At 64.7% G+C, this 21328-nt stretch carries 17 protein-coding genes; 3 read left to right on the top strand and 14 right to left on the bottom strand.

Going from position 1 to position 21328, the window contains the following annotated elements; genetic code table 11:
- Positions 1–17 precede the first annotated feature (17 nt).
- The 3 genes from GGD61_RS21005 to GGD61_RS20995 form a co-directional block, all read right to left on the bottom strand.
- The gene (locus GGD61_RS21005) at positions 18–893 is read right to left on the bottom strand and encodes a F0F1 ATP synthase subunit gamma (RefSeq protein WP_018318857.1); all 876 of its coding nucleotides are present in this window, start codon (positions 891–893) and stop codon (positions 18–20) included.
- 143 nt (positions 894–1036) lie between these two features.
- Complete coding sequence (gene atpA, locus GGD61_RS21000) at positions 1037–2566, bottom strand: F0F1 ATP synthase subunit alpha (protein WP_018318858.1); 1530 nt, start codon at positions 2564–2566, stop codon at positions 1037–1039.
- On the bottom strand, positions 2566–3126 hold the full coding sequence (locus GGD61_RS20995) for a F0F1 ATP synthase subunit delta (protein WP_092261423.1): 561 nt from the start codon (positions 3124–3126) through the stop codon (positions 2566–2568). The genes atpA and GGD61_RS20995 overlap by 1 nt, the downstream gene beginning before the upstream one ends.
- Positions 3127–3809: 683 nt before the next feature.
- Between GGD61_RS20995 and GGD61_RS20990 the strand changes: the two genes are divergently transcribed.
- Positions 3810–4310 (top strand): septal ring lytic transglycosylase RlpA family protein, encoded by a 501-nt coding sequence (locus tag GGD61_RS20990; protein WP_018318860.1) that lies wholly within the window; start codon positions 3810–3812, stop codon positions 4308–4310.
- Between the two features lie 273 nt (positions 4311–4583).
- Here GGD61_RS20990 and GGD61_RS20985 read toward each other — a convergent pair whose 3' ends face one another.
- Complete coding sequence (locus GGD61_RS20985; RefSeq protein WP_092261424.1) at positions 4584–6794, bottom strand: primosomal protein N'; 2211 nt, start codon at positions 6792–6794, stop codon at positions 4584–4586.
- 110 nt (positions 6795–6904) lie between these two features.
- On the opposite strand from GGD61_RS20985, the gene GGD61_RS20980 reads away from it, so the two are divergent.
- Positions 6905–7870, top strand: coding sequence for a tyrosine recombinase XerC (locus GGD61_RS20980; protein WP_092261425.1), 966 nt, complete (start codon positions 6905–6907; stop codon positions 7868–7870).
- Positions 7871–7967: 97 nt separating this feature from the next.
- On the top strand, positions 7968–8555 hold the full coding sequence (locus GGD61_RS20975; RefSeq protein WP_018318863.1) for a DUF4337 domain-containing protein: 588 nt from the start codon (positions 7968–7970) through the stop codon (positions 8553–8555).
- Between the two features lie 180 nt (positions 8556–8735).
- Here the strand turns inward: GGD61_RS20975 and GGD61_RS20970 are convergent, their stop codons facing one another.
- From GGD61_RS20970 to zapE, 10 genes are all read right to left on the bottom strand, one after another.
- Positions 8736–9266, bottom strand: coding sequence for a hypothetical protein (locus tag GGD61_RS20970; RefSeq protein WP_092261426.1), 531 nt, complete (start codon positions 9264–9266; stop codon positions 8736–8738).
- A gap of 34 nt (positions 9267–9300) precedes the next feature.
- The gene (gene lpdA, locus GGD61_RS20965; protein ID WP_092261427.1) at positions 9301–10701 is read right to left on the bottom strand and encodes a dihydrolipoyl dehydrogenase; all 1401 of its coding nucleotides are present in this window, start codon (positions 10699–10701) and stop codon (positions 9301–9303) included.
- Positions 10702–10758: 57 nt separating this feature from the next.
- On the bottom strand, positions 10759–11508 hold the full coding sequence (locus GGD61_RS20960) for an SDR family oxidoreductase (RefSeq protein WP_183231069.1): 750 nt from the start codon (positions 11506–11508) through the stop codon (positions 10759–10761).
- Positions 11509–11572: 64 nt separating this feature from the next.
- Positions 11573–12820 (bottom strand): 2-oxoglutarate dehydrogenase complex dihydrolipoyllysine-residue succinyltransferase, encoded by a 1248-nt coding sequence (odhB, locus tag GGD61_RS20955; RefSeq protein WP_092261429.1) that lies wholly within the window; start codon positions 12818–12820, stop codon positions 11573–11575.
- Between the two features lie 177 nt (positions 12821–12997).
- Positions 12998–15967: a 2-oxoglutarate dehydrogenase E1 component gene (locus GGD61_RS20950; RefSeq protein ID WP_183231068.1), complete on the bottom strand. Its 2970-nt coding sequence runs from the start codon at positions 15965–15967 to the stop codon at positions 12998–13000.
- Between the two features lie 137 nt (positions 15968–16104).
- Positions 16105–16989, bottom strand: coding sequence for a succinate--CoA ligase subunit alpha (sucD, locus tag GGD61_RS20945; protein ID WP_018318870.1), 885 nt, complete (start codon positions 16987–16989; stop codon positions 16105–16107).
- 36 nt (positions 16990–17025) lie between these two features.
- Positions 17026–17505: a DUF1579 family protein gene (locus GGD61_RS20940; protein WP_018318871.1), complete on the bottom strand. Its 480-nt coding sequence runs from the start codon at positions 17503–17505 to the stop codon at positions 17026–17028.
- 4 nt (positions 17506–17509) lie between these two features.
- Complete coding sequence (gene sucC / locus GGD61_RS20935) at positions 17510–18706, bottom strand: ADP-forming succinate--CoA ligase subunit beta (protein WP_092261431.1); 1197 nt, start codon at positions 18704–18706, stop codon at positions 17510–17512.
- A 206-nt stretch (positions 18707–18912) separates the two neighbouring features.
- Positions 18913–19881, bottom strand: a complete 969-nt coding sequence (gene mdh, locus GGD61_RS20930) for a malate dehydrogenase (protein ID WP_008145224.1) — start codon at positions 19879–19881, stop codon at positions 18913–18915.
- 182 nt (positions 19882–20063) lie between these two features.
- On the bottom strand, positions 20064–21248 hold the full coding sequence (gene zapE / locus GGD61_RS20925; RefSeq protein ID WP_018318873.1) for a cell division protein ZapE: 1185 nt from the start codon (positions 21246–21248) through the stop codon (positions 20064–20066).
- Between the last annotated feature and the right edge of the window lie 80 nt (positions 21249–21328).

The raw sequence follows: 21328 nt of genomic DNA, 5'->3' as shown, positions 1-21328 counted from the left end.
GTCGTTGAGTTCGTGCGTCAGACCGCCTCGGCGCCGGAGATGATCTCGATCAGCTCCTTGGTGATCTGGGCTTGACGGGTTCGGTTGTAGATCTGGGTTTGCTTGCGGATCATTTCGCCGGCGTTGCGGGTGGCGTTGTCCATCGAGCTCATCTGCGCGCCGTAGAACGAAGCAGTGTTCTCCAGCAGCGCGCGGAAGATCTGCACCGCGATGTTGCGCGGCAGCAGGCCCGAAAGGAGTTCGTCCTCCTCCGGCTCATATTCGTAGGACGTCGACGGCGCGTTCGCCGCCTTCTCTTCCACGACCAGCGGAATGATCTGCTGCGCGGTCGGGATCTGGGCGATCACGGACTTGAACTGCGCATAGAACAGCGTGCAGACGTCGAACTCGCCGTTCTCGAAACGGGCCAGCACCTTCCTGGCGATGTCCTCGGCGTTGACGAAACCGAGCTGACGAACGCTGCGCAGGTCGAGATGTTCGACGATCTGCTTGTCGAACTGGCGGCGGAGCTGCTCATAGCCCTTGCGGCCGACGCAGAAGAATTTGACTTCCTTGCCCTGCGCCATCAGCGCCTGGGCACGATCGCGCGCGAGACGCACGATCGAGGAGTTGAACGCACCGGACAGACCGCGCTCGCCGGTGCAGACCAGCAGCAGGTGGACCTGGTCCTTGCCGGTGCCGGCAAGCAGCGCCGGCGCGCCGGGCGAACCGGCAGCAGCGCTGGCGATGTTGGAGATCACCGCGCTCATCTTGTCGGCATAGGGGCGCGCAGCTTCGGCCGCCTGCTGGGCGCGGCGCAACCTGGACGCCGCGACCATCTGCATGGCCTTGGTGATCTTTTGCGTCGCCTTGGTGGAGGCGATGCGCACGCGCATGTCTTTAAGTGACGCCATTCTCGTTCACCCCGGCGGTTCGACTGATACGTCGGACCGCTAGCCTGTCCCGATCGCAATGCCCGGCCGGGCGCCGGGCACGCTTCTTATTGTCTTGCCTCTCGCGAAGCGATCATGGCCGGAAGACCCGGCCATGACGACGCTTAAGCGAAGCTCTTCGCAAAACCTTCGACCACCGACTTCAGCTTGGCAGCCACGTCGTCGGAGAGGTCGCGGGTGTCGCGGATCGAATTGAGGATGTCGACGTTCTTGCCGCGCAGCAGCGACAGCAGGCCGTCCTCGAACGCGCGCACCTTGTTGACCGGGAGCGGATCGAGATAGCCGTTGGTGCCGGCCCAGATCACGCAGACCTGCTCTTCCATCTTCAGCGGCGCGAACTGCGGCTGCTTCAGGAGCTCGGTCAGGCGCGAGCCGCGGTTCAGCAGGCGCTGGGTCGAGGCGTCGAGATCGGAGCCGAACTGCGCGAACGCCGCCATTTCGCGGTACTGCGCCAGCTCGCCCTTGATCTTGCCGGCGACCTTCTTGGTGGCCTTGGTCTGCGCCGAGGAGCCGACGCGCGACACCGACAGACCGACGTTCACCGCGGGACGGATGCCCTGGAAGAACAGGTCGGTTTCCAGGAAGATCTGACCGTCGGTGATCGAGATGACGTTGGTCGGAATGTAGGCCGACACGTCGTTGGCCTGGGTTTCGATGACCGGCAGTGCGGTCAGCGAGCCCGAGCCGTGATCCTTGCTGAGCTTGGCCGCGCGCTCGAGCAGACGGGAATGCAGGTAGAACACGTCGCCCGGATAGGCTTCGCGGCCCGGCGGGCGGCGCAGCAGCAGCGACATCTGGCGGTAGGCGACGGCCTGCTTGGACAGATCGTCATAGATGATGACCGCGTGCATGCCGTTGTCGCGGAAGAACTCGCCCATGGTGCAGGCGGTGAACGGCGCGATGTACTGCATCGGCGCCGGATCCGACGCGGTGGCGGCGACGACGATCGAATATTCGAGCGCGCCCTGCTCTTCCAGCACCTTCACGAACTGGGCAACCGTCGAGCGCTTCTGGCCGACCGCGACGTAGACGCAGTACAGCTTGATGTTCTCGTCGGGCTGCGCGTTGAGCGGCTTCTGGTTCAGGATGGTGTCGAGCGCGATCGCGGTCTTGCCGGTCTGACGGTCGCCGATGATCAGCTCGCGCTGGCCGCGGCCGATCGGGATCAGGGCGTCGATCGCCTTGAGGCCGGTCGCCATCGGCTCGCTCACCGACTTGCGCGGAATGATGCCGGGCGCCTTGACGTCGACGCGCATGCGCTTGTCGGCCTGGATCGGGCCCTTGCCGTCGATCGGATTGCCGAGCGCGTCGACGACGCGGCCGAGCAGGCCCTTGCCGACCGGCGCGTCCACGATGGCGCGGGTGCGCTTGACGGTCTGGCCTTCCTTGATCTCACGGTCGCCGCCGAAGATCACGACGCCGACGTTGTCGGTTTCGAGGTTCAGCGCCATGCCGCGAGTGCCGTTCTCGAACTCGACCATTTCGCCGGCCTGGACGTTGTCCAGACCGTAGACGCGAGCGATACCGTCGCCGACGGACAGCACCTGTCCGACTTCGGAGACTTCAGCTTCCTGGCCGAAATTCTTGATCTGGTCCTTGAGGATCGCGGAAATTTCCGCGGCGCGGATGTCCATCAGCCTGCCTCTTTCATCGCGTGCTTGATCGAATTGAGTTTGGTGCGAAGCGAACTATCGATCATGCGGCTGCCAAGCTTGACGACGAGGCCACCGATGATCGAGGGATCGACATTCACGTTGAGCGCGACGTCCTTGCCGGTCACCGACTTCAGGGCAACCTTGAGGGCGTCGAGATTCTTGTCCGAAAGCGTTTCCGCCACGGTGACGTCGGCCGTCACCTCGCCCTTGAACCTGGCGACCAGGGCCCGGTAGGCGCGAATGACGTCGACCACCGCAAACAGGCGGCGATTGGCGGTCAGGACCTTCAGGAAATTGGCGGTGATGCCGGCGATGCCGGCCTTGGCCAGCACGGCCGAAAGGGCCTTGGACTGGGCATCGGCTGCGAAAACCGGGCTGCGGACGAGGCGCTTCAGATCGGCGCTCTCGTTCAGCATGGCCTCGAATTTCTCGAGATCGGCTTTGACCTCGTCGACCACTTTCTGGTCGCGGGCCAGTTCAAACAAGGCCGTTGCATAACGGCCGGACACACCTGAAACGGACGTATCTTCTGCAGCCACAGACGCGCTCTTTTTGCTGTCAAACTCGCAAGGGAAAAACCGTCGCCACAAAGCGGCGCCAAGCGATCCAAGCCCTTGGAATTCAAGCGGGACTTCGATTTCCGGCCGACACGGGACGTGCCGGATCCGTTAAAATCGCGGCTTTGCTAACATAGCAGGCGCGCAGGTGCAACATGACGCCAAATTAAAGGCACGAGGTTCTGTCGCCAGTTCGTCGCACGCTGGATGCATCGATCCCGCCGGGTCGGAGGACCGTAGCTAGGACTTGATCACCTCCTTGGGTGACGACCTGCCGCGCGACGGAGTTGTCGCGGGCTTCGCCGCGATCCCCGTCTTTGGTTCCTGCCCTCAGCGCATAGCGGCCATGAACACGGATCGCTGAGGCGTGATTCCAGCCTTGCCGGCTCCACTCGCCGAATACTTACCCAATTCTAAATGCTCAAGGTCATCACTTCGCTTTTACAGTATTTGCAAGTAATCAATAGGTTAACAAATCGTTAAAGGCGAAGATTAAGGGGCATCGGCTGAATATCTCGTACCGGTAACAAGATATTTCATGACGACACAGAATGGATTTACTGCCCAATTCACGCCTCATTAGGAATCGAAACGCCAACCCGCTCACAAACTGATGGGGGCTCCACTAGCCGCATGTGTGGCAATACTAGCTTAGGGACCACTAAATGCTGTCTTTGAAGACGCTGGGCTTTGTGACCCGGCCGCGCACGGCGATCGCTTTCATTGCCGCAACTCTTCTCATCGGTGGAACTGCCACCGAAGCTTCCGCCAAATCCCGGCATCACCGGCATCATCATCACCGCCACCACGCTCAGACCGATACCAACGCGACCTCCGATTGGCGCAACGCCAATGCGTCGATGACGCCGACCTCGGGCACGGGCCACAGCTTCTCCGGCATGGCCTCCTTTTACGGCAACGAGTCCGGCAGCCGCACGGCCTCGGGCCAGCGCTTCAACCAGAATGCTATGACCGCGGCGCACCGTTCGCTGCCGTTCGGCACCAAGCTGCGCGTCACCCACGGCGGCTCGAGCGTCGTCGTCACCATCAATGACCGTGGCCCGTTCATTCGCGGCCGGGTTCTCGACCTCTCCACGGGCGCTGCCCGCGCCATCGGCCTCACGGGTCGCGGCGTCGGCCGCGTCACCGCGGAAGTCGTCTCCTAAGGCGCGATAAAGCGTCTCATCGAGCGCGCGCAGTTTTCATCAGTTTGATGCGCGCATGAAACAAGCCCGCGGTCTTGGGGGACCGCGGGCTTTTTTTATGGCACGTCGTAGCCCGGGCGGAGCGCAGCTGCCGTAGGGTGGGCAAAGCATTCTCCGGCGCTCGCAGAGCGGCGGCGGATGCGTGCCCACCAATGTCAGTGGTGGGCACGCTTACGCCTTCGTTCTTCGAACGAAGACGCGCGCTTTTGCCCACCCTACGAATGCGCGTGGCTCCTACAAAAAGCTCTGCGGATCGACGTCGACTTCGAGCTTCTGATTGCCGGTCGGCTTTGGACACACCGCCAGCCAATTGCGCAAATAGTCCGAGAGGTCGAAACCGCGCGCCGATTTCACCAGGATGCGGAAGCGGTAGCGGCCCTTGATCACGGCGAGCGGCGCTTCCGCCGGGCCGAGCACCACCACGCGCTCGTCGCGCGGGGCGAGCGCGACGAGGCGGCGGCCGAGACCTTCCGCGCTCGGGCGGTCGCCGGCGGAGATGATCAGGCTGGCGAGCCGGCCGAACGGCGGATACAGCGTGCGTTCGCGCAGATCGATCTCGCTGTCGTAAAAAGCCTCGCGGTCGCAGGCGATCAGCGCCTTCATCACGGGATGATCGGGCTGGTGGGTCTGGAGATAGCCGACGCCGCGGCCCTGCTCGCGCCCGGCGCGGCCGATCACCTGGTTGAGCAATTGCCAGGTCCGTTCCGCCGCGCGCGGATCGCCGTTGGACAGGCCAAGATCCGCATCGACCACGCCGACCAGATTGAGCCGCGGGAAATTGTGACCCTTGGCCACGAGCTGCGTGCCGATGATGATGTCGACGCGGCCCTCCGCGATCTCGGCAAGCTCGGAGCGCATCGTCTCGATCGAGGTGATGAGATCGCTCGACAGCACCATGGTGCGGGCTTGCGGAAACAGCGCGGCCGCCTCCTCCTGCAGGCGTTCGACGCCGGGGCCGACCGCGACCAGCGATTCCTCGGCCGAGCAGTTCGGACAGAGATGCGGCCGCGGCATCGAGAAGCCGCAATGATGGCAGACCAGGCGCTGGCGGAAGCGGTGATCGACCAGCCAGGCATCGCAGATGGTGCAGGCGAAGCGGTGGCCGCAGCCGCGGCACAGCGTCAGCGGCGCATAGCCGCGGCGATTGAGGAACAGCAGCGCCTGCTCGCGCTTTTCGATCGCGCCTCTGATTTCACCGGCCAGCCGCGGCGAGATGAAGCGGCCGCGCGCCGGCGGCTCGCGGCGCATGTCGATGGCCTCGATATGCGGCATGTGCTGGCCGCCGAAGCGCGAGGGCAGCGCGATGCGCTGATAGCGGTTCTTGCGCGCGTTGACCTCGGATTCGACCGACGGTGTCGCAGACGCCAGCACGACCGGAATCTTGGCGATATGCGCGCGCACCACCGCCATGTCGCGGGCATGATAATGTACGCCCTCGTCCTGCTTGTAGGCCTGATCGTGCTCCTCATCGACGACGATCAGGCCGAGATTGGCGTAGGGCAAAAACAGAGCCGAGCGCGCGCCGACCACGACCGGCGCGCTGCCTCCGGAGATCGCAGCCCAGTTGCGCGCGCGGGTGCGCGGCGTCAGCTCGGAATGCCATTCGATCGGCCGCACGCCGAAGCGCTGCGCGAATCGATCGAGGAACTGGCCGGTGAGCGCGATCTCCGGCATCAGGATCAGCGATTGCCTGCCGCGGCGGATGGCTTCCGCGATCGCCTCGAAATAGACCTCGGTCTTGCCGGAGCCGGTGACGCCGTCGAGCAATGCGACGTGGAAGGTGCCGTTGGCGGCGAGCGCGCGCATCGTGTCGACCGCGGCGCGCTGCAGCGGGGTAAAATCCGGCCGGCCGAAATCCGGATCGGGCACAGGCGGCGGCGCAGGCGGCGGCATCGGCTCGACCGTGAGCGTGCCTTCGTCGACCAGCCCGTCGATCACGCCCGAGGAGACGCCGGCTTCCTTGGCCGCTTCGGACTTGCCGTGCAGCAGCCGGTCCGACAACACCTCGATCACGCGCTGCCGGGCCGGCGTCAGCCTTTTCGGCGGGTCGCCGACCAGACGCACGCCGGGACGCACCCGCTCGGGGCCGAGATTCTCGCCCATCCGCAAGCACATGCGCAGCACCATGCCGCGCGGGCTCAGCGTGTAATTGGCGACCCAGTCGACCACCTGCCGCAGCTCGGGCTTGAGCGGCGGGATGTCGAGCTTCTCGCTGACCTCCTTGAGACGGTTGTGCAGGCGCGGATCCGGATTGGCGTTCTCCCCCCAGACCACGGCCAACACCTCACGCGGCCCGAGCGGCACGGCGACGAGATCGCCCGCCTTCAGCTCCATGCCGCGCGGCACCTTGTAGGAATAGGTCTGGTCGAGCGCGACCGGCACCAGCACGTCGACCATGCCGGTCGCGTTGGTGGGGGCGGTGGTGCTGCGCGAGGTGTGATCCATGAACGAAGAATCGGAACCGGGGCCTCAAGGCTAGCGCCCTGCGGCGGCCTTAGCGAACGATAAACGGATGTGATGCGATATACTGGGTGGAATCACCACGTCCAGTGCGCATGAGCAAAGCCGTCGCCCCACAAATCGAGCTCGCCAGCGCCGATCCCTCGATCGCGCAGGAGATGACGCGCTGGCTGTCGCATCTCGGCGCCGAGCGGCGGTTGTCGCCGAAGACGCTGGAAGCCTATGGCCGCGACTTGAGGCAGTGCCTGGATTTCCTTTGCAGCCATTGGGGCGAACGCGTGACGCTGAAGCGCTTCGCGGCGTTGGAGGCCACCGACGTCCGCGCCTTCATGGCGATGCGCCGCGCCGACGACATTGCCGGCCGCAGCCTGATGCGCGCGCTCGCCGGGCTGCGCTCCTTCGGCCGCTTCCTCGAGCGCGAAGGCAAGGGCAAGGTCGGCGCACTCTCGGCGATCCGTGCGCCGAAGGTGGCCAAGACCTTGCCAAAGCCGTTGCCGATGGCATCGGCCAAGCGCCTTGCCGATGCCGACGAGCGGGCTGGCGAGGATCGCGAGACCTGGATCCTGGCGCGCGACGCCGCGGTGATGGCGCTCTTGTACGGCTCCGGCCTGCGCATCTCCGAGGCGCTGGGCCTGAAGCGCCGCGAGGTGCCGCGTCCCGGCGAGGGCGACGTGCTGATCGTGACCGGCAAAGGCAACAAGACCCGCATGGTGCCGGTGCTGCAGACCGTGCTCGAGCTCGTTCAGGAATATGTCGCGATGTGCCCGTATCCGCTGCCCGCCGAGGGCCCGATCTTCGTCGGCGCGCGCGGCGGTCCCTTGAGCCCGCGCATCATCCAGCTCGCGATGGAGCGGCTGCGCGGCGCGCTCGGCCTGCCCGACAGCGCCACGCCGCACGCGCTGCGCCATTCCTTTGCCACGCATCTGCTGTCACGCGGCGGGGACCTGCGCGCCATCCAGGAATTGCTCGGCCATTCCTCGCTCTCGACCACGCAGATCTATACCGGCATCGATTCAGAGCGACTGCTGGAAGTCTATGCCAGCGCGCATCCAAGACGCTGACGAATTGGCGCTGACACACTGACGTCATAACTGCCTTGCCTCTTGCGCAGGCCGCGCGGTTCGGTCAATCGTTGCGGAACCGAGGCAGGAGAGACTGATGAGCGCACATGAAAGCATGGAGCACGCCGAGCACGCCGAGCACGCGTCCGGCTCGAACAAGAAGATCGCGCTCCTGATTGCCGTGCTGGCGCTGTTCCTGGCGATCTCGGAGACGCTCGGCAAGGGCGCCCAGACCGAATCGATCAGCAAGAACGTCGAGGCCGCCAATCTCTGGGCGTTCTTCCAGGCCAAGAGCATCCGCCGCACCGTGGTGATCACCGCCGCCGAGCAGGGCAAGCTCGCGCTCGCCGGCGCGGACGAGGCGCAGAAGCCCGCGGTGCAGAAGCAGGTCGACGACTGGACCAAGACCGCGCAGCGCTACCGCTCCGAGCCGGAGACCGGCGAAGGCACCGAGCAGCTCGCCGAGAAGGCCAAGCATGCCGAGCACGAGCGCGACGAGGCGACCGCGAAATACCATCACTTCGAGCTGGCGTCGGCCGCCTTCCAGATCGGCATCGTGCTGGCCTCGGCCACCATCATCACCGGCATGTTCGCGCTGGCCTATGTCGCCGGCATCCTGACGCTCGCCGGCCTGCTCATGACCAGCCTCGGCCTGTGGTGGCCGCATCTGGTGCATTTGCATTGATTGGTGCAACAGCGTTGCACCAACTCCGTCATCCTGAGGTGCGAGGAGCGCAGTGCATCAGCGCTGCGCCCGGAGCCTCGAAGGATGAACGGCCGAGATGCAGACGGGCCGTCGCCCTTCGAGGGCCGCTGAAGAAGCGGCCACCTCAGGGTGACGGTGAGAGACTGAATGTGCGGGCAGCTACCGCGCCTGGTGCACGCTCTTCCTGAAACGCTGGATCACACGCAGCGTACGTGACGACCAGCCCTCGCCGTTGCCGGCGATCAGCTCGCGGATACGGCGCTTGATCGGGTCGACCAGCAGGTGCGCCTTGGCGCGGACCTTCATCACCAGATCGTAGATCCGCTCGAACCAGTGCATCTCCAAAAGCTTGTCGCGCGTCACGTCGAACACGAAGGCGGTGACGCCGACGCCGAGCAGCTTCGCGAAAACGATCGTGAAGACCGCGCTGGTCCAGTATTCATGCGTGAGCAGCCACAGGCCGACCAGCTTGAGCGGAAACAGCGGGACGATGGGGACCGCGAACACGATCAGCGTCATGGCCGGCGACAGCGCATCGACGCGCTCCGTCAGCCATTGCTTGAAACGTGCGAGCGGGACAGCCGCGACGACCTTTGCAACGATCGGTTCGAGATGGTCCCACAGCCAGGCTTCGATCAGGAAGATGATCGCAAGCAGGACCCAGACCGGTTGAAGAAGGCGGCGCAGCATGTGTTCCCCGCCCGATTTGGCGCTGGGCGCGTTGCTACATATGGATGGCTCGCTTGCCGACTGCAAGCGCGGCTTCCTTGATCGCCTCCGAGCGGGTCGGATGCGCGTGGCAGGTGCGCGCGAGATCTTCCGCACTGCCGCCGAATTCCATGAGAACGCACGCTTCATGGATCATTTCGCCGGCCTCGCGGCCGATAATGTGTACGCCAAGCACGCGATCGGTCTTCGCATCTGCGAGAATCTTCACAAAGCCGTCAGTGGTCTGGTTGACCTTGGAGCGGCCGTTGGCGGTAAAGGGAAACTTCCCGACAGTGTAAGCTGTGCCCGCCTGCTTCAGCTCCTCCTCGGTCTTGCCGACGCAGGACACTTCCGGGGTGGTATACACGACGCCTGGGATCACGTCGTAGTTCACGTGGCCGGACTGGCCGGCGATGATCTCGGCCACCGCCACGCCTTCGTCCTCGGCCTTGTGAGCGAGCATGGGCCCAGCGACGACGTCGCCGATGGCATAGACGCCCTTCAGGCTGGTGGCGAAATGCGGATCGATCTGGACGCGGCCGCGATTGTCCAGCGCGACGCCGGCCTCCTTCAGGCCAAGCGCGTCGGTGTAGGGCACGCGGCCGATGCAGACCAGAACGACGTCGGCTTCCAGCGTCTCGGCGGCACCGCCGGCGGCGGGCTCGATCGTCGCCTTCAGCGTCTTGCCTGAATTGTCGACGGCGGTGACCTTGGCGCCAAGCTTGAACGCAAAGCCCTGCTTTTCCAGGATGCGCTGGAATTGCTTGGCGATCTCGCCGTCCATGCCGGGCAGGATGCGATCGAGGAATTCGACGACGACGACTTCGGCACCGAGACGATGCCAGACCGAGCCGAGCTCGAGGCCGATCACGCCGGCGCCGACGATCAAGAGCTTGCCGGGCACCTTGTCGAGCGACAACGCGCCGGTCGAGGACACGATGCGCTTCTCGTCGATCTCGATACCCTTGAGGCGCGCGATGTCCGAACCGGTCGCGATCACGATGTTCTTCGTTTCGATCGTCTGCGACTTGCCGTCGGCGGAGACCGCGACCTTGCCGGTCCCCAAAATCTTGCCGGTGCCCTTGAGCACGTCGATCTTGTTCTTCTTCATCAGGAACTCGACGCCCTTGACGTTGCCGTCGATGCCCTGCTGCTTGAAGTTCATCATCGCGGGAAGATCGAGCTTCGGCGAGGACACCGACACGCCCATCTTGGCGAAGGAGTGCCCGGCTTCCTCGAACATCTCGGACGCGTGCAGCAGCGCCTTCGACGGCATGCAGCCGACATTGAGGCAGGTGCCGCCGAGGGTTGCGTTCTTTTCGACCACGGCGACTTTCATGCCGAGCTGGGCTGCGCGCACCGCGCAGACATAACCGCCCGGTCCGGTGCCGATGACGACGAGATCGTAGGTAGCCATGAGAGAAAGTCCCGTAGGTTTAGCGTGATGGGGATGTGTCAGCGTCCGCGCGGCGCGTCAGCGTCCGCCGGACACATCGAGAGTTGCTGCGGTGATGTAGGAAGCCTCGTCCGACATCAGCCAGACGATGGCATTGGCGATTTCATCGGCGGTGCCGACGCGCTTCATCGGCACCATATGGGCCAGACGATGGGCGCGGTCGGGCTCGCCGCCGGCGGCGTGAATTTCCGTATCGATCAGGCCCGGCCGGATGCCCGCGACACGAATGCCTTCTCCCGCGACCTCATAGCCGAGGCCGGTGGTGAAGGAATCGATCGCGCCCTTGGACGCGGCATAGTCGACATAGGTGTTGGGCGCGCCGAGACGCGCCGCGACCGAAGACAGGTTGACGATGACGCCACCCTTGCCGCCGTGCTTGGTGGACATCCGCTTCACGGCCTCGCGCGCGCAGAGAATGGAGCCGGTGACGTTGACCGCGAGCACGCGCTGGATGCGCTCGGCCGACATCTCGTCGACCCGCACGCCGCTCTGGCCGACGATGCCGCCATTGTTGACGAGCGCCCCTAACGTGCCGAACTTGTCGGCCGCCTTGAACAGCTCGAGGATGTCGCCTTCCTCGGCGACATCGCATTTCACCGCGATCGCCTTGCCGTTGCTGGCCTCGATCTGCGCGACCACCTCGTCGGCGGCCTTCTTGTTGCTGGCATAGCCGACCACGACGCGGAAGCCGCGCGCGGCCGCCGCGATCGCGGTCGCCCGCCCGATGCCGCGGCTGCCGCCGGTGATGACAACGACTTTATCGGTCATGCGCGCCTCCATGGTTCGACATGCGCCGCCGCCAATGGCGACGGCGCTCGCAGAGCATCAGGGATCAGAGATCGAGCACTAGGCGCGCCGGATCTTCCAGGCTCTCCTTGACGCGAACCAGGAAGGTGACGGCTTCCTTGCCGTCGATGACGCGGTGATCATAGGACAGCGCCAGATACATCATCGGGCGGACCTCGATCTTGCCGCCGACGACCATCGGCCGCTCCTGGATCTTGTGCATTCCGAGGATGCCGGATTGCGGCGCGTTCAGGATCGGGGTCGACATCAGCGAGCCGTAGATGCCGCCATTGGTGATGGTGAAGGTGCCGCCCTGCATCTCGTCGATCTTGAGCTGGCCGTCGCGGGCGCGGCGGCCGAAATCGGCGATGCCCTTCTCGATGTCGGCGATCGACTTGTGGTCGCAGTCGCGCACCACGGGCACGACGAGACCCTTGTCGGTGCCGACGGCGACGCCGATGTGGTAGTAGTTCTTGTAGATCAAATCGGTGCCGTCGATCTCGGCGTTGACCGCCGGGATATCCTTCAGCGCCTGCACGACGGCCTTGGTGAAGAAGCCCATGAAGCCGAGCTTGGAGCCGTGCTTCTTCTCGAACGCATCCTTGTAGTGGGCACGCAGCGCCATCACGTTGGTCATGTCGACCTCGTTGAAGGTCGTCAGCATCGCCGCGGTGTTCTGCACGTCCTTGAGGCGGCGCGCGATGGTCTGGCGCAGGCGGGTCATCTTGACGCGCTCTTCGCGGGCAGCATCGTCTGCCGGTGACGGCGCACGCACCTGCACGGCGGCGGCGGGCTGGTTCACCGGGGTGGGCGCCGAGGCCGCACGCTCGATCGCGGCGAGCATGTCGCCCTTGGTGACGCGGCCGTCCTTGCCGGAGCCCGGAACGGTAGAGGCATCGACGCCGGTCTCGGCCGAGAGCTTGCGCACGGAGGGGGCGAGCGGCGCGTCGGCCGGCGGCGCCTTCGGCGCGCTAGGCGCCGGCGCGGAAGCAGCGGCGCCGGCAGGAGCGGCAGCGGCGGGCTTGGCGGGTGCGGCGGCGGGCTTGGCGGCGCCTGCGGCGCCTTCCGTGATCTGTCCGAGCAGCGCGCCGACCGCGACGGTCGCGCCATCGGCCGCGATGATCTCGCTCAGCGTGCCGGCGGAGGGCGCCGGGACCTCGATGGTGACCTTGTCGGTCTCGAGCTCTACCAAGGGCTCGTCGACGGCGACGGGGTCGCCGGCCTTCTTGAACCAGCGGCCGATGGTGGCCTCGGTGACGGATTCGCCGAGCGTCGGCACACGAATTTCAGTCATGGTCTTTTCCTTAAGGGATCGCCGGTGCGGTCATAAGTCGGTCGTCAATGGCCCGCGAAAAGCAAGCCATCCGGCAAGCCGGACGTTCGTACACTGCACGGACATCGCGACGTACCGGATGCCCCGCCCCGGTGCGCTGGTTGCGCACGAGGCGGGGCATGACGCAGTTTAAAAAGTTCAGCTCAGTGCTTCGTCCAGGAACGCCTTCAGCTGTGCCTGATGCTTGGACATCAGACCAGTAGCGGTCGCGGCGGAAGCGGCGCGGCCGACATAACGCGGACGCCGGCTCGCGCCGTTCACCTGGTTCAGCACCCATTCCAGATAGGGCTCGATGAAGTGCCAGGCACCCATGTTGCGGGGCTCTTCCTGGCACCACACCACTTCGGCCTTCTTGAAGCGCGACAGCTCGGCCACCAGCGCCTTCAGCGGCACCGGATAGAGCTGCTCGACGCGCATCAGATAGATGTCGTCGATGCCGCGCTTCTCGCGCTCCTCGTAGAGGTCGTAATAGACCTTGCCGGAGCACAGCACGATGCGGCGGACCTTCTCGTCCGGCACGAGCTTGACGGCTTCGTTCGGCAGCATCTGGGCGTCATCATAGAGGATGCGGTGGAAGGTCGTGTCCTTCGCCAGTTCCTCGATGCGCGACACTGCCCGCTTGTGACGCAGCAGCGACTTGGGCGTCATCACGATCAGCGGCTTGCGGATCTCGCGATGAAGCTGGCGACGCAGCACGTGGAAGTAGTTCGCCGGCGTGGTCGGATAGACCACCTGCATGTTGTCTTCGGCGCACATCTGCAGGTAACGCTCGAGGCGCGCCGAGGAGTGCTCCGGTCCCTGACCCTCATAGCCGTGCGGCAGCAGGCAGACGAGGCCGGACATGCGCAGCCATTTGCGCTCGCCCGAGGAGATGAACTGGTCGAACACGACCTGCGCGCCGTTGGCGAAGTCGCCGAACTGGGCTTCCCAGAGGGTCAGCGTGTTCGGCTCGGCGAGCGAGTAGCCGTATTCGAAGCCGAGCACGGCTTCTTCCGACAGCAGCGAGTTGATGACCTCGTAATGGCCCTGCTCGTGGCCGAGATGGTTGAACGGCGTGTAGCGGCTCTCATCCTCCTGGTCGATCAGGACCGAGTGGCGCTGCGAGAAGGTGCCGCGCTCCGAATCCTGTCCGGACAGGCGGACGTGGTGGTTTTCCTGGAGCAGCGTACAGAACGCCAGCGCCTCGCCGGTCGCCCAGTCGATGCCCGCGTTGCCGTCGATCGCCTTGGCGCGATTTTCCAGGAAGCGCTGGATGGCGCGGTGGACGCGGAAACCATCCGGCACCTTGGTGATCTTGCGGCCGATGTCCTTGAGAACAGGCAGATCAACGCCGGTGACGCCGCGCCGCGCATCCTCTTCCTGATCGGCGATCTTGAAGCCGGACCACTTGCCGTCGAGCCAGTCGGCCTTGTTCGGCTTGTAGGAGGTGCCGGCCTCGAACTCGGCGTCGAGCCGCGCGCGCCAGTCGGCTTTCAGCTTGTCGACTTCACCCTCGGTGACCACGCCTTCGGCAATCAGGCGCTTGGAGTAGAGGGTGAGGGTCGAGGCATGGGCCGCGATCCGCTTGTACATCACCGGCTGAGTGAATGCCGGCTCGTCACCCTCATTGTGGCCGTAGCGGCGATAGCACCACATGTCGATGACGACGGGCTTATGGAATTTCTGCCGGAATTCGATCGCGACCTTGGCCGCGAACACCACGGCTTCCGGATCGTCGCCGTTCACGTGGAAGATCGGCGCGTCGATCATCTTCGCCACATCCGACGGATAGGGCGAGGAGCGCGAGTAGCGCGGATAGGTGGTGAAGCCGATCTGGTTGTTGACGATGAAGTGCACGGAGCCACCGGTGCGGTAGCCCTTCAGGTCGGACAGGCCGAAGCACTCGGCCACCACGCCCTGGCCGGCGAACGCGGCGTCGCCGTGCATCAAGAGCGGCATCACCGAGATGCGCATGTCGGGCGGATCGCCGTGCTGGTCCTGCTTGGCGCGGACCTTGCCGAGCACGACGGGATCGACGATCTCGAGATGCGAGGGGTTGGCGGTCAGCGACAGATGGATGCGGTTGCCGTCGAACTCGCGGTCCGAGGACGCGCCGAGGTGATATTTGACGTCGCCGGAGCCTTCGACCGCGTCGGGGTTGGCCGAGCCGCCTTTGAACTCGTGGAACAGGGCGCGGTGCGCCTTGCCCATCACCTGCGTCAGCACGTTGAGGCGGCCGCGATGCGGCATGCCCAGCACGATCTCCTTCACGCCGAGATTGCCGCCGCGCTTGATGATCTGCTCGAGCGCCGGGATCAGCGATTCAGCGCCGTCGAGACCGAAGCGCTTGGTGCCAGTGAACTTGGTGTCGCAGAATTTCTCGAAGCCCTCGGCCTCGACCAGCTTCATCAGGATGGCGCGGCGACCTTCGCGGGTGAACGAGATCTCCTTGTCCGGACCCTCGATGCGCTCCTGGATCCAGGCCTTCTGCGCGGCATTGCTGATATGCATGAACTCGACGCCGAGCGTCTGGCAGTAGGTGCGCTCGCAGATCGCGGTGATTTCGCGCAAGCTGCCGTATTCGAGACCGAGCACGTGATCGAGGAAGATCTTGCGGTCGAAATCAGCTTCGCTGAAGCCGTAGGTACGCGGATCGAGCTCTTCGCGGTTGCGCTGGGCTTCGATGCCGAGCGGATCGAGCTTGGCATGGAAGTGACCGCGCATGCGGTAGGAGCGGATCAGCATCAGGGCGCGGACGGAGTCGCGCGTCGCCTGGAGCAGATCGGCGGAGGAGAGGCCGGCGCCCTTGTCACCCCCCTTGGCCTGCGCCTTGGCGGCGATCTTGGCACCGACCGCCTTCTCGACCTCGGCCCAGTTGCCGTCGAGGGCGGAGGTGAGGTCATCCTGCGGGGTCAGCGGCCAGTGGTCGCGCTCCCAGGACGGCCCTTCGGCATTCTTCCGGACGTCGGAAGGCTGGTCGTTCAGGCTCTTGAAGAACTCCTGCCACTCGGCGTCGACCGAGGACGGGTCCTTCTCGTAGCGGGCGTAGATTTCGTCGATGTAGGTGGCGTTGGTGCCCTGCAAAAAGGATGACAGGGCAAAGGCTGCGTTCGCGTCCTGGCGAGACATACTGGAGTTCCTGGCGATTTCGGTTCGCGCATAATAAACGGCGCTGGCACCGAGCTCCCCGGCAGAGGCTCGGCGCGACAGGCACCCTTTACCCTATTTGCTGCGAAACTTCGCCCGGAAAAGCACGAAGAAGTGAATCAGCCCTTCAACTTTTCGGCAAGCGTATGGCCGAGGCGGGCGGGCGATGGGGACACTGTAATTCCTGCCGATTTCATCGCTTCGGTCTTGGAACCGGCGTCGCCCTTGCCGCCCGAGATGATCGCGCCGGCATGGCCCATGCGGCGGCCGGGAGGAGCGGTGACGCCGGCGATGAAGCCGACCATCGGCTTCTTGCGGCCGCGCTTGGCCTCGTCCTTGAGGAACTGGGCAGCGTCCTCCTCGGCGGAACCGCCGATCTCGCCGATCATGATGATCGACTCGGTCTTGGGGTCGGCCAGGAGCATTTCGAGGACGTCGATGAACTCGGTTCCCTTGACCGGGTCGCCGCCGATGCCGACCGCGGTGGTCTGGCCGAGGCCTTCCTGGGAGGTCTGGAACACGGCTTCATAGGTCAGCGTGCCCGAGCGGGAGACGATGCCGACCGAGCCGGTCTTGAAGATGTTGGCGGGCATGATGCCGATCTTGCACTCGCCGGCGGTCATGACGCCCGGGCAGTTCGGCCCGATCAGGCGCGACTTGGAGCCGGCCAGCGAACGCTTCACGCGGACCATGTCGACAACCGGAATGCCCTCGGTGATGCAGACGATCAGCGGGATCTCGGCGTCGATGGCTTCGCAGATCGCATCGGCCGCGCCCGGCGGCGGCACGTAGATCACCGATGCATCGGCGCCGGTCTTCTCACGCGCATCGCGCACGGTGTCGAACACCGGCAGGCCCAGATGCGTCGCGCCGCCTTTGCCCGGCGAGGTGCCGCCGACCATCTTGGTGCCGTAGGCAATCGCGGCCTCCGAGTGGAAGGTGCCGTTCTTGCCGGTGAAGCCCTGGCAGATGACCTTGGTGTTCTTGTCGATCAGGATGGACATGAGGTCTGCTTTCGCGAAACTAACAGAGTGAGAGGGTCAGTGGATGCGGCGGTAGACGCCAGTGAGCACGTCGGCCCAGCCTTCCGCGTCCGGCGAGAACTGGATCTTCAACGAGTAGGAATCCTCGTTGATAATTTCGTAGACGTGGCGCGCATTGCCGCGGAGCGAGCCGCGCACCAGCGTCAGGGTATTGCCGACCCACCCGCCGGAAGCGGGCGAAGGCGGCGTGTAGCCGAGCGAGTCGTACCAGAACAGTTTGTAGGTCCGGTCGTCGCGGTCGTAGGTGAAGATGCCGTGGGTGGCGAAGATCTGCTTGCCGTCGCGCATCTGCACCGCGTCCTGGATCAGATAGAATCCATTGAGGTCCATGCGCGCGACGACGTGCGAAGTTGCCGGGCCGCCCGCCGTCCAGCGCGACGGGAAGACCACCTCTTCGCCATTCCATTCGCCGGCGAACGCGGCAAGACGCGCGTGCTCGGGAAGCGGAGATGATGCGGCGAGATGGTCCTGGGCCATGGCCTTAGCCTCCCTTGACGGCCTTCACGATCTTCTGCGCGGCGTCGTCGAGATTGTCGGCCGGCACCACGTTCAGGCCGGACTCTCGGATGATCTTCTTGCCGAGCTCGACATTGGTGCCTTCGAGGCGGACCACCAGCGGCACGCTGAGGCCGACTTCACGAACCGCAGCCGTAACGCCCTCGGCGATCACGTCGCACTTCATGATGCCGCCGAAGATGTTGACCAGGATGCCCTTCACATTGGGATCAGCGGTGATGATCTTGAAGGCGGCCGCGACCTTCTCCTTGCTGGCACTGCCGCCGACGTCGAGGAAGTTGGCCGGCGACATGCCGTAGAGCTTGATGATGTCCATCGTCGCCATGGCGAGACCGGCGCCGTTGACCATGCAGCCGATGTTGCCGTCGAGGGTGACGTAGTTGAGGTCGTACTTGGACGCCTCGATTTCCTTGGCGTCTTCCTCGGTCTCGTCGCGCAGCGCGAGCACTTCGGGGTGACGGAACAGCGCGTTGTCGTCGAACGACACCTTGGCGTCGAGCACGCGGAGCTGGCCCTGCTTGGTCACGACCAGCGGGTTGATCTCCAGCATGGCCATATCCTTGCCGACGAAGGCCGCGTAGAGCTGTGCGGTGAGCTTCTCGGCCTGCTTGGCGAGATCGCCGGACAGCTTCAGCGCATTCGCAACCGTGCGGCCGTGATGGCCCATGATGCCGGTGGCGGGATCGACCGAGAAGGTCACGATCTTCTCAGGATTGTTGTGCGCGACGTCCTCGATGTTGACGCCACCCTCGGTCGAGACGACGAACGAGACGCGCGAGGTCTCGCGGTCGACCAGGAGCGAGAGGTAGAATTCCTTGTCGATGTCGGAGCCGTCCTCGATGTAGAGGCGGTTGACCTGCTTGCCGGCGGGGCCGGTCTGGATCGTCACCAGCGTGGCGCCGAGCATCTGCTTGGCGAACTCGGTGACCTCGGCGGCCGACTTGGCGATGCGGACGCCGCCCTTGTCGCCGGCCGAGGCTTCCTTGAACTTGCCCTTGCCGCGGCCACCGGCGTGGATCTGGCTCTTCACCACATAGACCGGACCGGGCAGCGCCTTGGCGGCGGCTTCCGCGTCAGTGGCCTTGAGCACCGGCACGCCCTTGGAGATCGGCACGCCGAACTCACCCAGCAGCGCTTTGGCCTGATATTCATGGATATTCATATGGTCGCTCCCTGAACCCGCGGGCGGTGACCTCTAGGGCCCACCTCAGTCTTGTGGCTGGCATACCATATACCACAGGAACTGCAACCCGGATTCTTTGACATCGATCTCTTGGACTGCTGACCCGGAACCTGTCCCGACAGCCGGGCCCCGGAAATGAAACCGCCGAAGACCGGTTTTCGGGCTTCGGCGGGAAGTGTTGGCTCTTAGCGGCCGAGAAGATCGGGGGCGATCTTCTTGCAGGCATCGACCAGGCCCTGCACCGCGCCGACCGACTTGTCGAAGGCCTCGCGGTCCTTGCCGGCGAGCTCGATCTCGACGACGCGCTCGACGCCCTTGGAGCCGATCACGACGGGCACGCCGACATACATGTCCTTCACGCCGTATTCGCCGTTCAGGTACGCAGCCGAGGGCAGCACGCGCTTCTTGTCACGCAGATAGCTCTCGGCCATCGCGATCGCGGACGCGGCAGGCGCATAGAAGGCCGAGCCGGTCTTGAGCAGGTTGACGATCTCGGCGCCGCCGTTGCGGGTGCGGTCGACGATCTCGTCAAGACGCGCCTGCGAGGTCCAGCCCATCTTGACGAGGTCGGGCAGCGGAATGCCGGCGACGGTGGAGTACTTCACCAGCGGCACCATGGTGTCGCCATGGCCACCGAGCACGAAGGCGGTGACGTCCTCGACCGAGACGTTGAACTCGTCGGCCAGGAAGTAGCGGAAGCGGGCCGAATCCAGCACGCCGGCCATGCCGACGACCTTCTTGTGCGGCAGGCCCGAGGCCTTCTGCAGCGCCCAGACCATCGCGTCGAGCGGGTTGGTGATGCAGATGACGAAGGCGTCGGGGGCGTACTTCTTGATGCCAGCGCCGACCTGCTCCATGACCTTGAGGTTGATGGAGAGAAGATCGTCGCGGCTCATGCCGGGCTTGCGCGGCACGCCGGCGGTGACGATGCAGACCTTGGCGTTGTCGAGCGCCTCGTAGGAGTTCGCGCCGGTGTAGTGGGCGTCAAAACCGTCGACCGGCGAGGACTGCGCGATGTCGAGCGCCTTGCCCTGCGGCACGCCTTCGGCGATGTCGAACATCACCACGTCGCCCAGCTCTTTCAGGCCGATGAGATGAGCCAGCGTTCCGCCGATCTGACCGGAGCCAATCAAAGCAATCTTGTCGCGCGCCATGTGAGCCTGTCCTTTAGACACGTAAGGTGGGGAAAACTGAGAGGGTGGTTATCCCTTTCGCCTCCCCCGTTCAAGTCGCCGGATGCCCAATTGTCGGGCTTGGCGCAATAGCAGCCATACAGGTCCGTCATTCCGGGGCGCGCGAAGCGCGAGCCCGGAATGACAGCGCTGGCAAATAGGACTTAAGTCTCCACCAGCCCCTTGGTGGAGCCGCTTGCGGTGGAATCCTTGCGGCCGTGAGCCAGCGCCAGATAGGATTCCGAGCTCATCTCGATCAGGCGCGACGCCGTCCGCTTAAACTCCATGGCCTCAACGCCCTCATGGGCCAGGTAGAGCGAGATCGGGTTGGCATCGGCCGAGGCCATCAGCTTCACGGCATTGTCATAGAGCGCGTCGATCAGCGTGATGAAGCGCTTGGCGGCGTTGCGCTGGGACTGGTCCATCACTGGAATATGGTCGACCAGGATGGTGTGATAGTCGTGCGCGAGCCTGAGGTAGTCCGATGCCCCCAGCGGCTTCTCGCAGAGATCGGCAAACGAGAACCGCGCCACGCCATGGGCCGAACACGGCACGTGCAGGATGCGGCCCTTGATCGAAATATCGCGCGACTTGCATTTGGCGCTGCCCGACATCCGCGACCAGGCGCGGTCGAGCGCCGCGTCCGCATCAGCGTCCGCCGGCGTCAGCCACATCGGCACGCCCTGAAGTTTTTCCAACCGGAAGTCGGTGCGCGCATCGAGCCGCGCGACGTCCATGTGATCGGTGATCTGCTTGATGAAGGGCAGGAACAGCGACCGGTTCAAGCCGCCCTTGTAGAGATCATCAGGCGCGACGTTGGAGGTCGCGACCACGACGGTGCCGAGCTCGAACAATTTGGCGAACAGGCGTCCGAGGATCATCGCATCCGCGATGTCGGTGACGTGGAATTCGTCGAAGCAGAGCAGCCAGCTCTCCTCGAAGATCGCGTTCGCGGTCAGCGCGATGACGTCGCTATCGGCGATCTCGCCGCGCGCGATGCTCTGGCGATAATCGTAGATGCGCTCATGCACGTCGGCCATGAATTCGTGGAAATGCGCCCGCCGCTTGTGCTCGACCGAGGCGTGCTGGAAGAACAGATCCATCAGCATGGTCTTGCCGCGGCCGACCTCGCCATGGATGTAGAGCCCGCGCGGCGCCTCGTCCTTGTCACTGCTGAACAGGCGGGCAAGCAGGCCCTGCTTGCGCTGCGGCTTGTAGTCCGCGAGCCGCAGGTCGAGCGCGGCATAGGCTTCGGCGACCTCGGCTTGCGCAGCATCGGGCTCGATCGCGCCGGAGGCGATCTGGGCCTGATAGGCTTCGCTGAAGGGGGAACTGGGGGTCGAGAGCATGGCCCTTTACCGCCAGAGACCGGCGGAAATTGCAACCGCGTATTGGCGCAACGGCTTATGCGCTTGATTTTCAGAGGAGA

Origin of the sequence: Bradyrhizobium sp. SBR1B, from assembly GCF_014198205.1 — a bacterium.
Classification (GTDB): domain Bacteria; phylum Pseudomonadota; class Alphaproteobacteria; order Rhizobiales; family Xanthobacteraceae; genus Bradyrhizobium.
Note: the sequence above shows the minus strand (reverse complement) of the source record. Positions and strands in the feature narration are given on the sequence as shown.

Excerpts from the sequence above, each read along its gene's own strand:
- GGD61_RS21005 (WP_018318857.1), bottom strand. The coding sequence starts at position 893 with ATGGCGTCACTTAAAGACATGCGCGTGCGCATCGCCTCCACCAAGGCG.
- atpA (WP_018318858.1), bottom strand. The coding sequence starts at position 2,566 with ATGGACATCCGCGCCGCGGAAATTTCCGCGATCCTCAAGGACCAGATC.
- GGD61_RS20990 (WP_018318860.1), top strand. The coding sequence starts at position 3,810 with ATGCTGTCTTTGAAGACGCTGGGCTTTGTGACCCGGCCGCGCACGGCG.
- GGD61_RS20985 (WP_092261424.1), bottom strand. The coding sequence starts at position 6,794 with ATGGATCACACCTCGCGCAGCACCACCGCCCCCACCAACGCGACCGGC.
- GGD61_RS20980 (WP_092261425.1), top strand. The coding sequence starts at position 6,905 with ATGAGCAAAGCCGTCGCCCCACAAATCGAGCTCGCCAGCGCCGATCCC.
- GGD61_RS20975 (WP_018318863.1), top strand. The coding sequence starts at position 7,968 with ATGAGCGCACATGAAAGCATGGAGCACGCCGAGCACGCCGAGCACGCG.
- GGD61_RS20970 (WP_092261426.1), bottom strand. The coding sequence starts at position 9,266 with ATGCTGCGCCGCCTTCTTCAACCGGTCTGGGTCCTGCTTGCGATCATC.
- lpdA (WP_092261427.1), bottom strand. The coding sequence starts at position 10,701 with ATGGCTACCTACGATCTCGTCGTCATCGGCACCGGACCGGGCGGTTAT.
- GGD61_RS20960 (WP_183231069.1), bottom strand. The coding sequence starts at position 11,508 with ATGACCGATAAAGTCGTTGTCATCACCGGCGGCAGCCGCGGCATCGGG.
- odhB (WP_092261429.1), bottom strand. The coding sequence starts at position 12,820 with ATGACTGAAATTCGTGTGCCGACGCTCGGCGAATCCGTCACCGAGGCC.
- GGD61_RS20950 (WP_183231068.1), bottom strand. The coding sequence starts at position 15,967 with ATGTCTCGCCAGGACGCGAACGCAGCCTTTGCCCTGTCATCCTTTTTG.
- sucD (WP_018318870.1), bottom strand. The coding sequence starts at position 16,989 with ATGTCCATCCTGATCGACAAGAACACCAAGGTCATCTGCCAGGGCTTC.
- GGD61_RS20940 (WP_018318871.1), bottom strand. The coding sequence starts at position 17,505 with ATGGCCCAGGACCATCTCGCCGCATCATCTCCGCTTCCCGAGCACGCG.
- sucC (WP_092261431.1), bottom strand. The coding sequence starts at position 18,706 with ATGAATATCCATGAATATCAGGCCAAAGCGCTGCTGGGTGAGTTCGGC.
- mdh (WP_008145224.1), bottom strand. The coding sequence starts at position 19,881 with ATGGCGCGCGACAAGATTGCTTTGATTGGCTCCGGTCAGATCGGCGGA.
- zapE (WP_018318873.1), bottom strand. The coding sequence starts at position 21,248 with ATGCTCTCGACCCCCAGTTCCCCCTTCAGCGAAGCCTATCAGGCCCAG.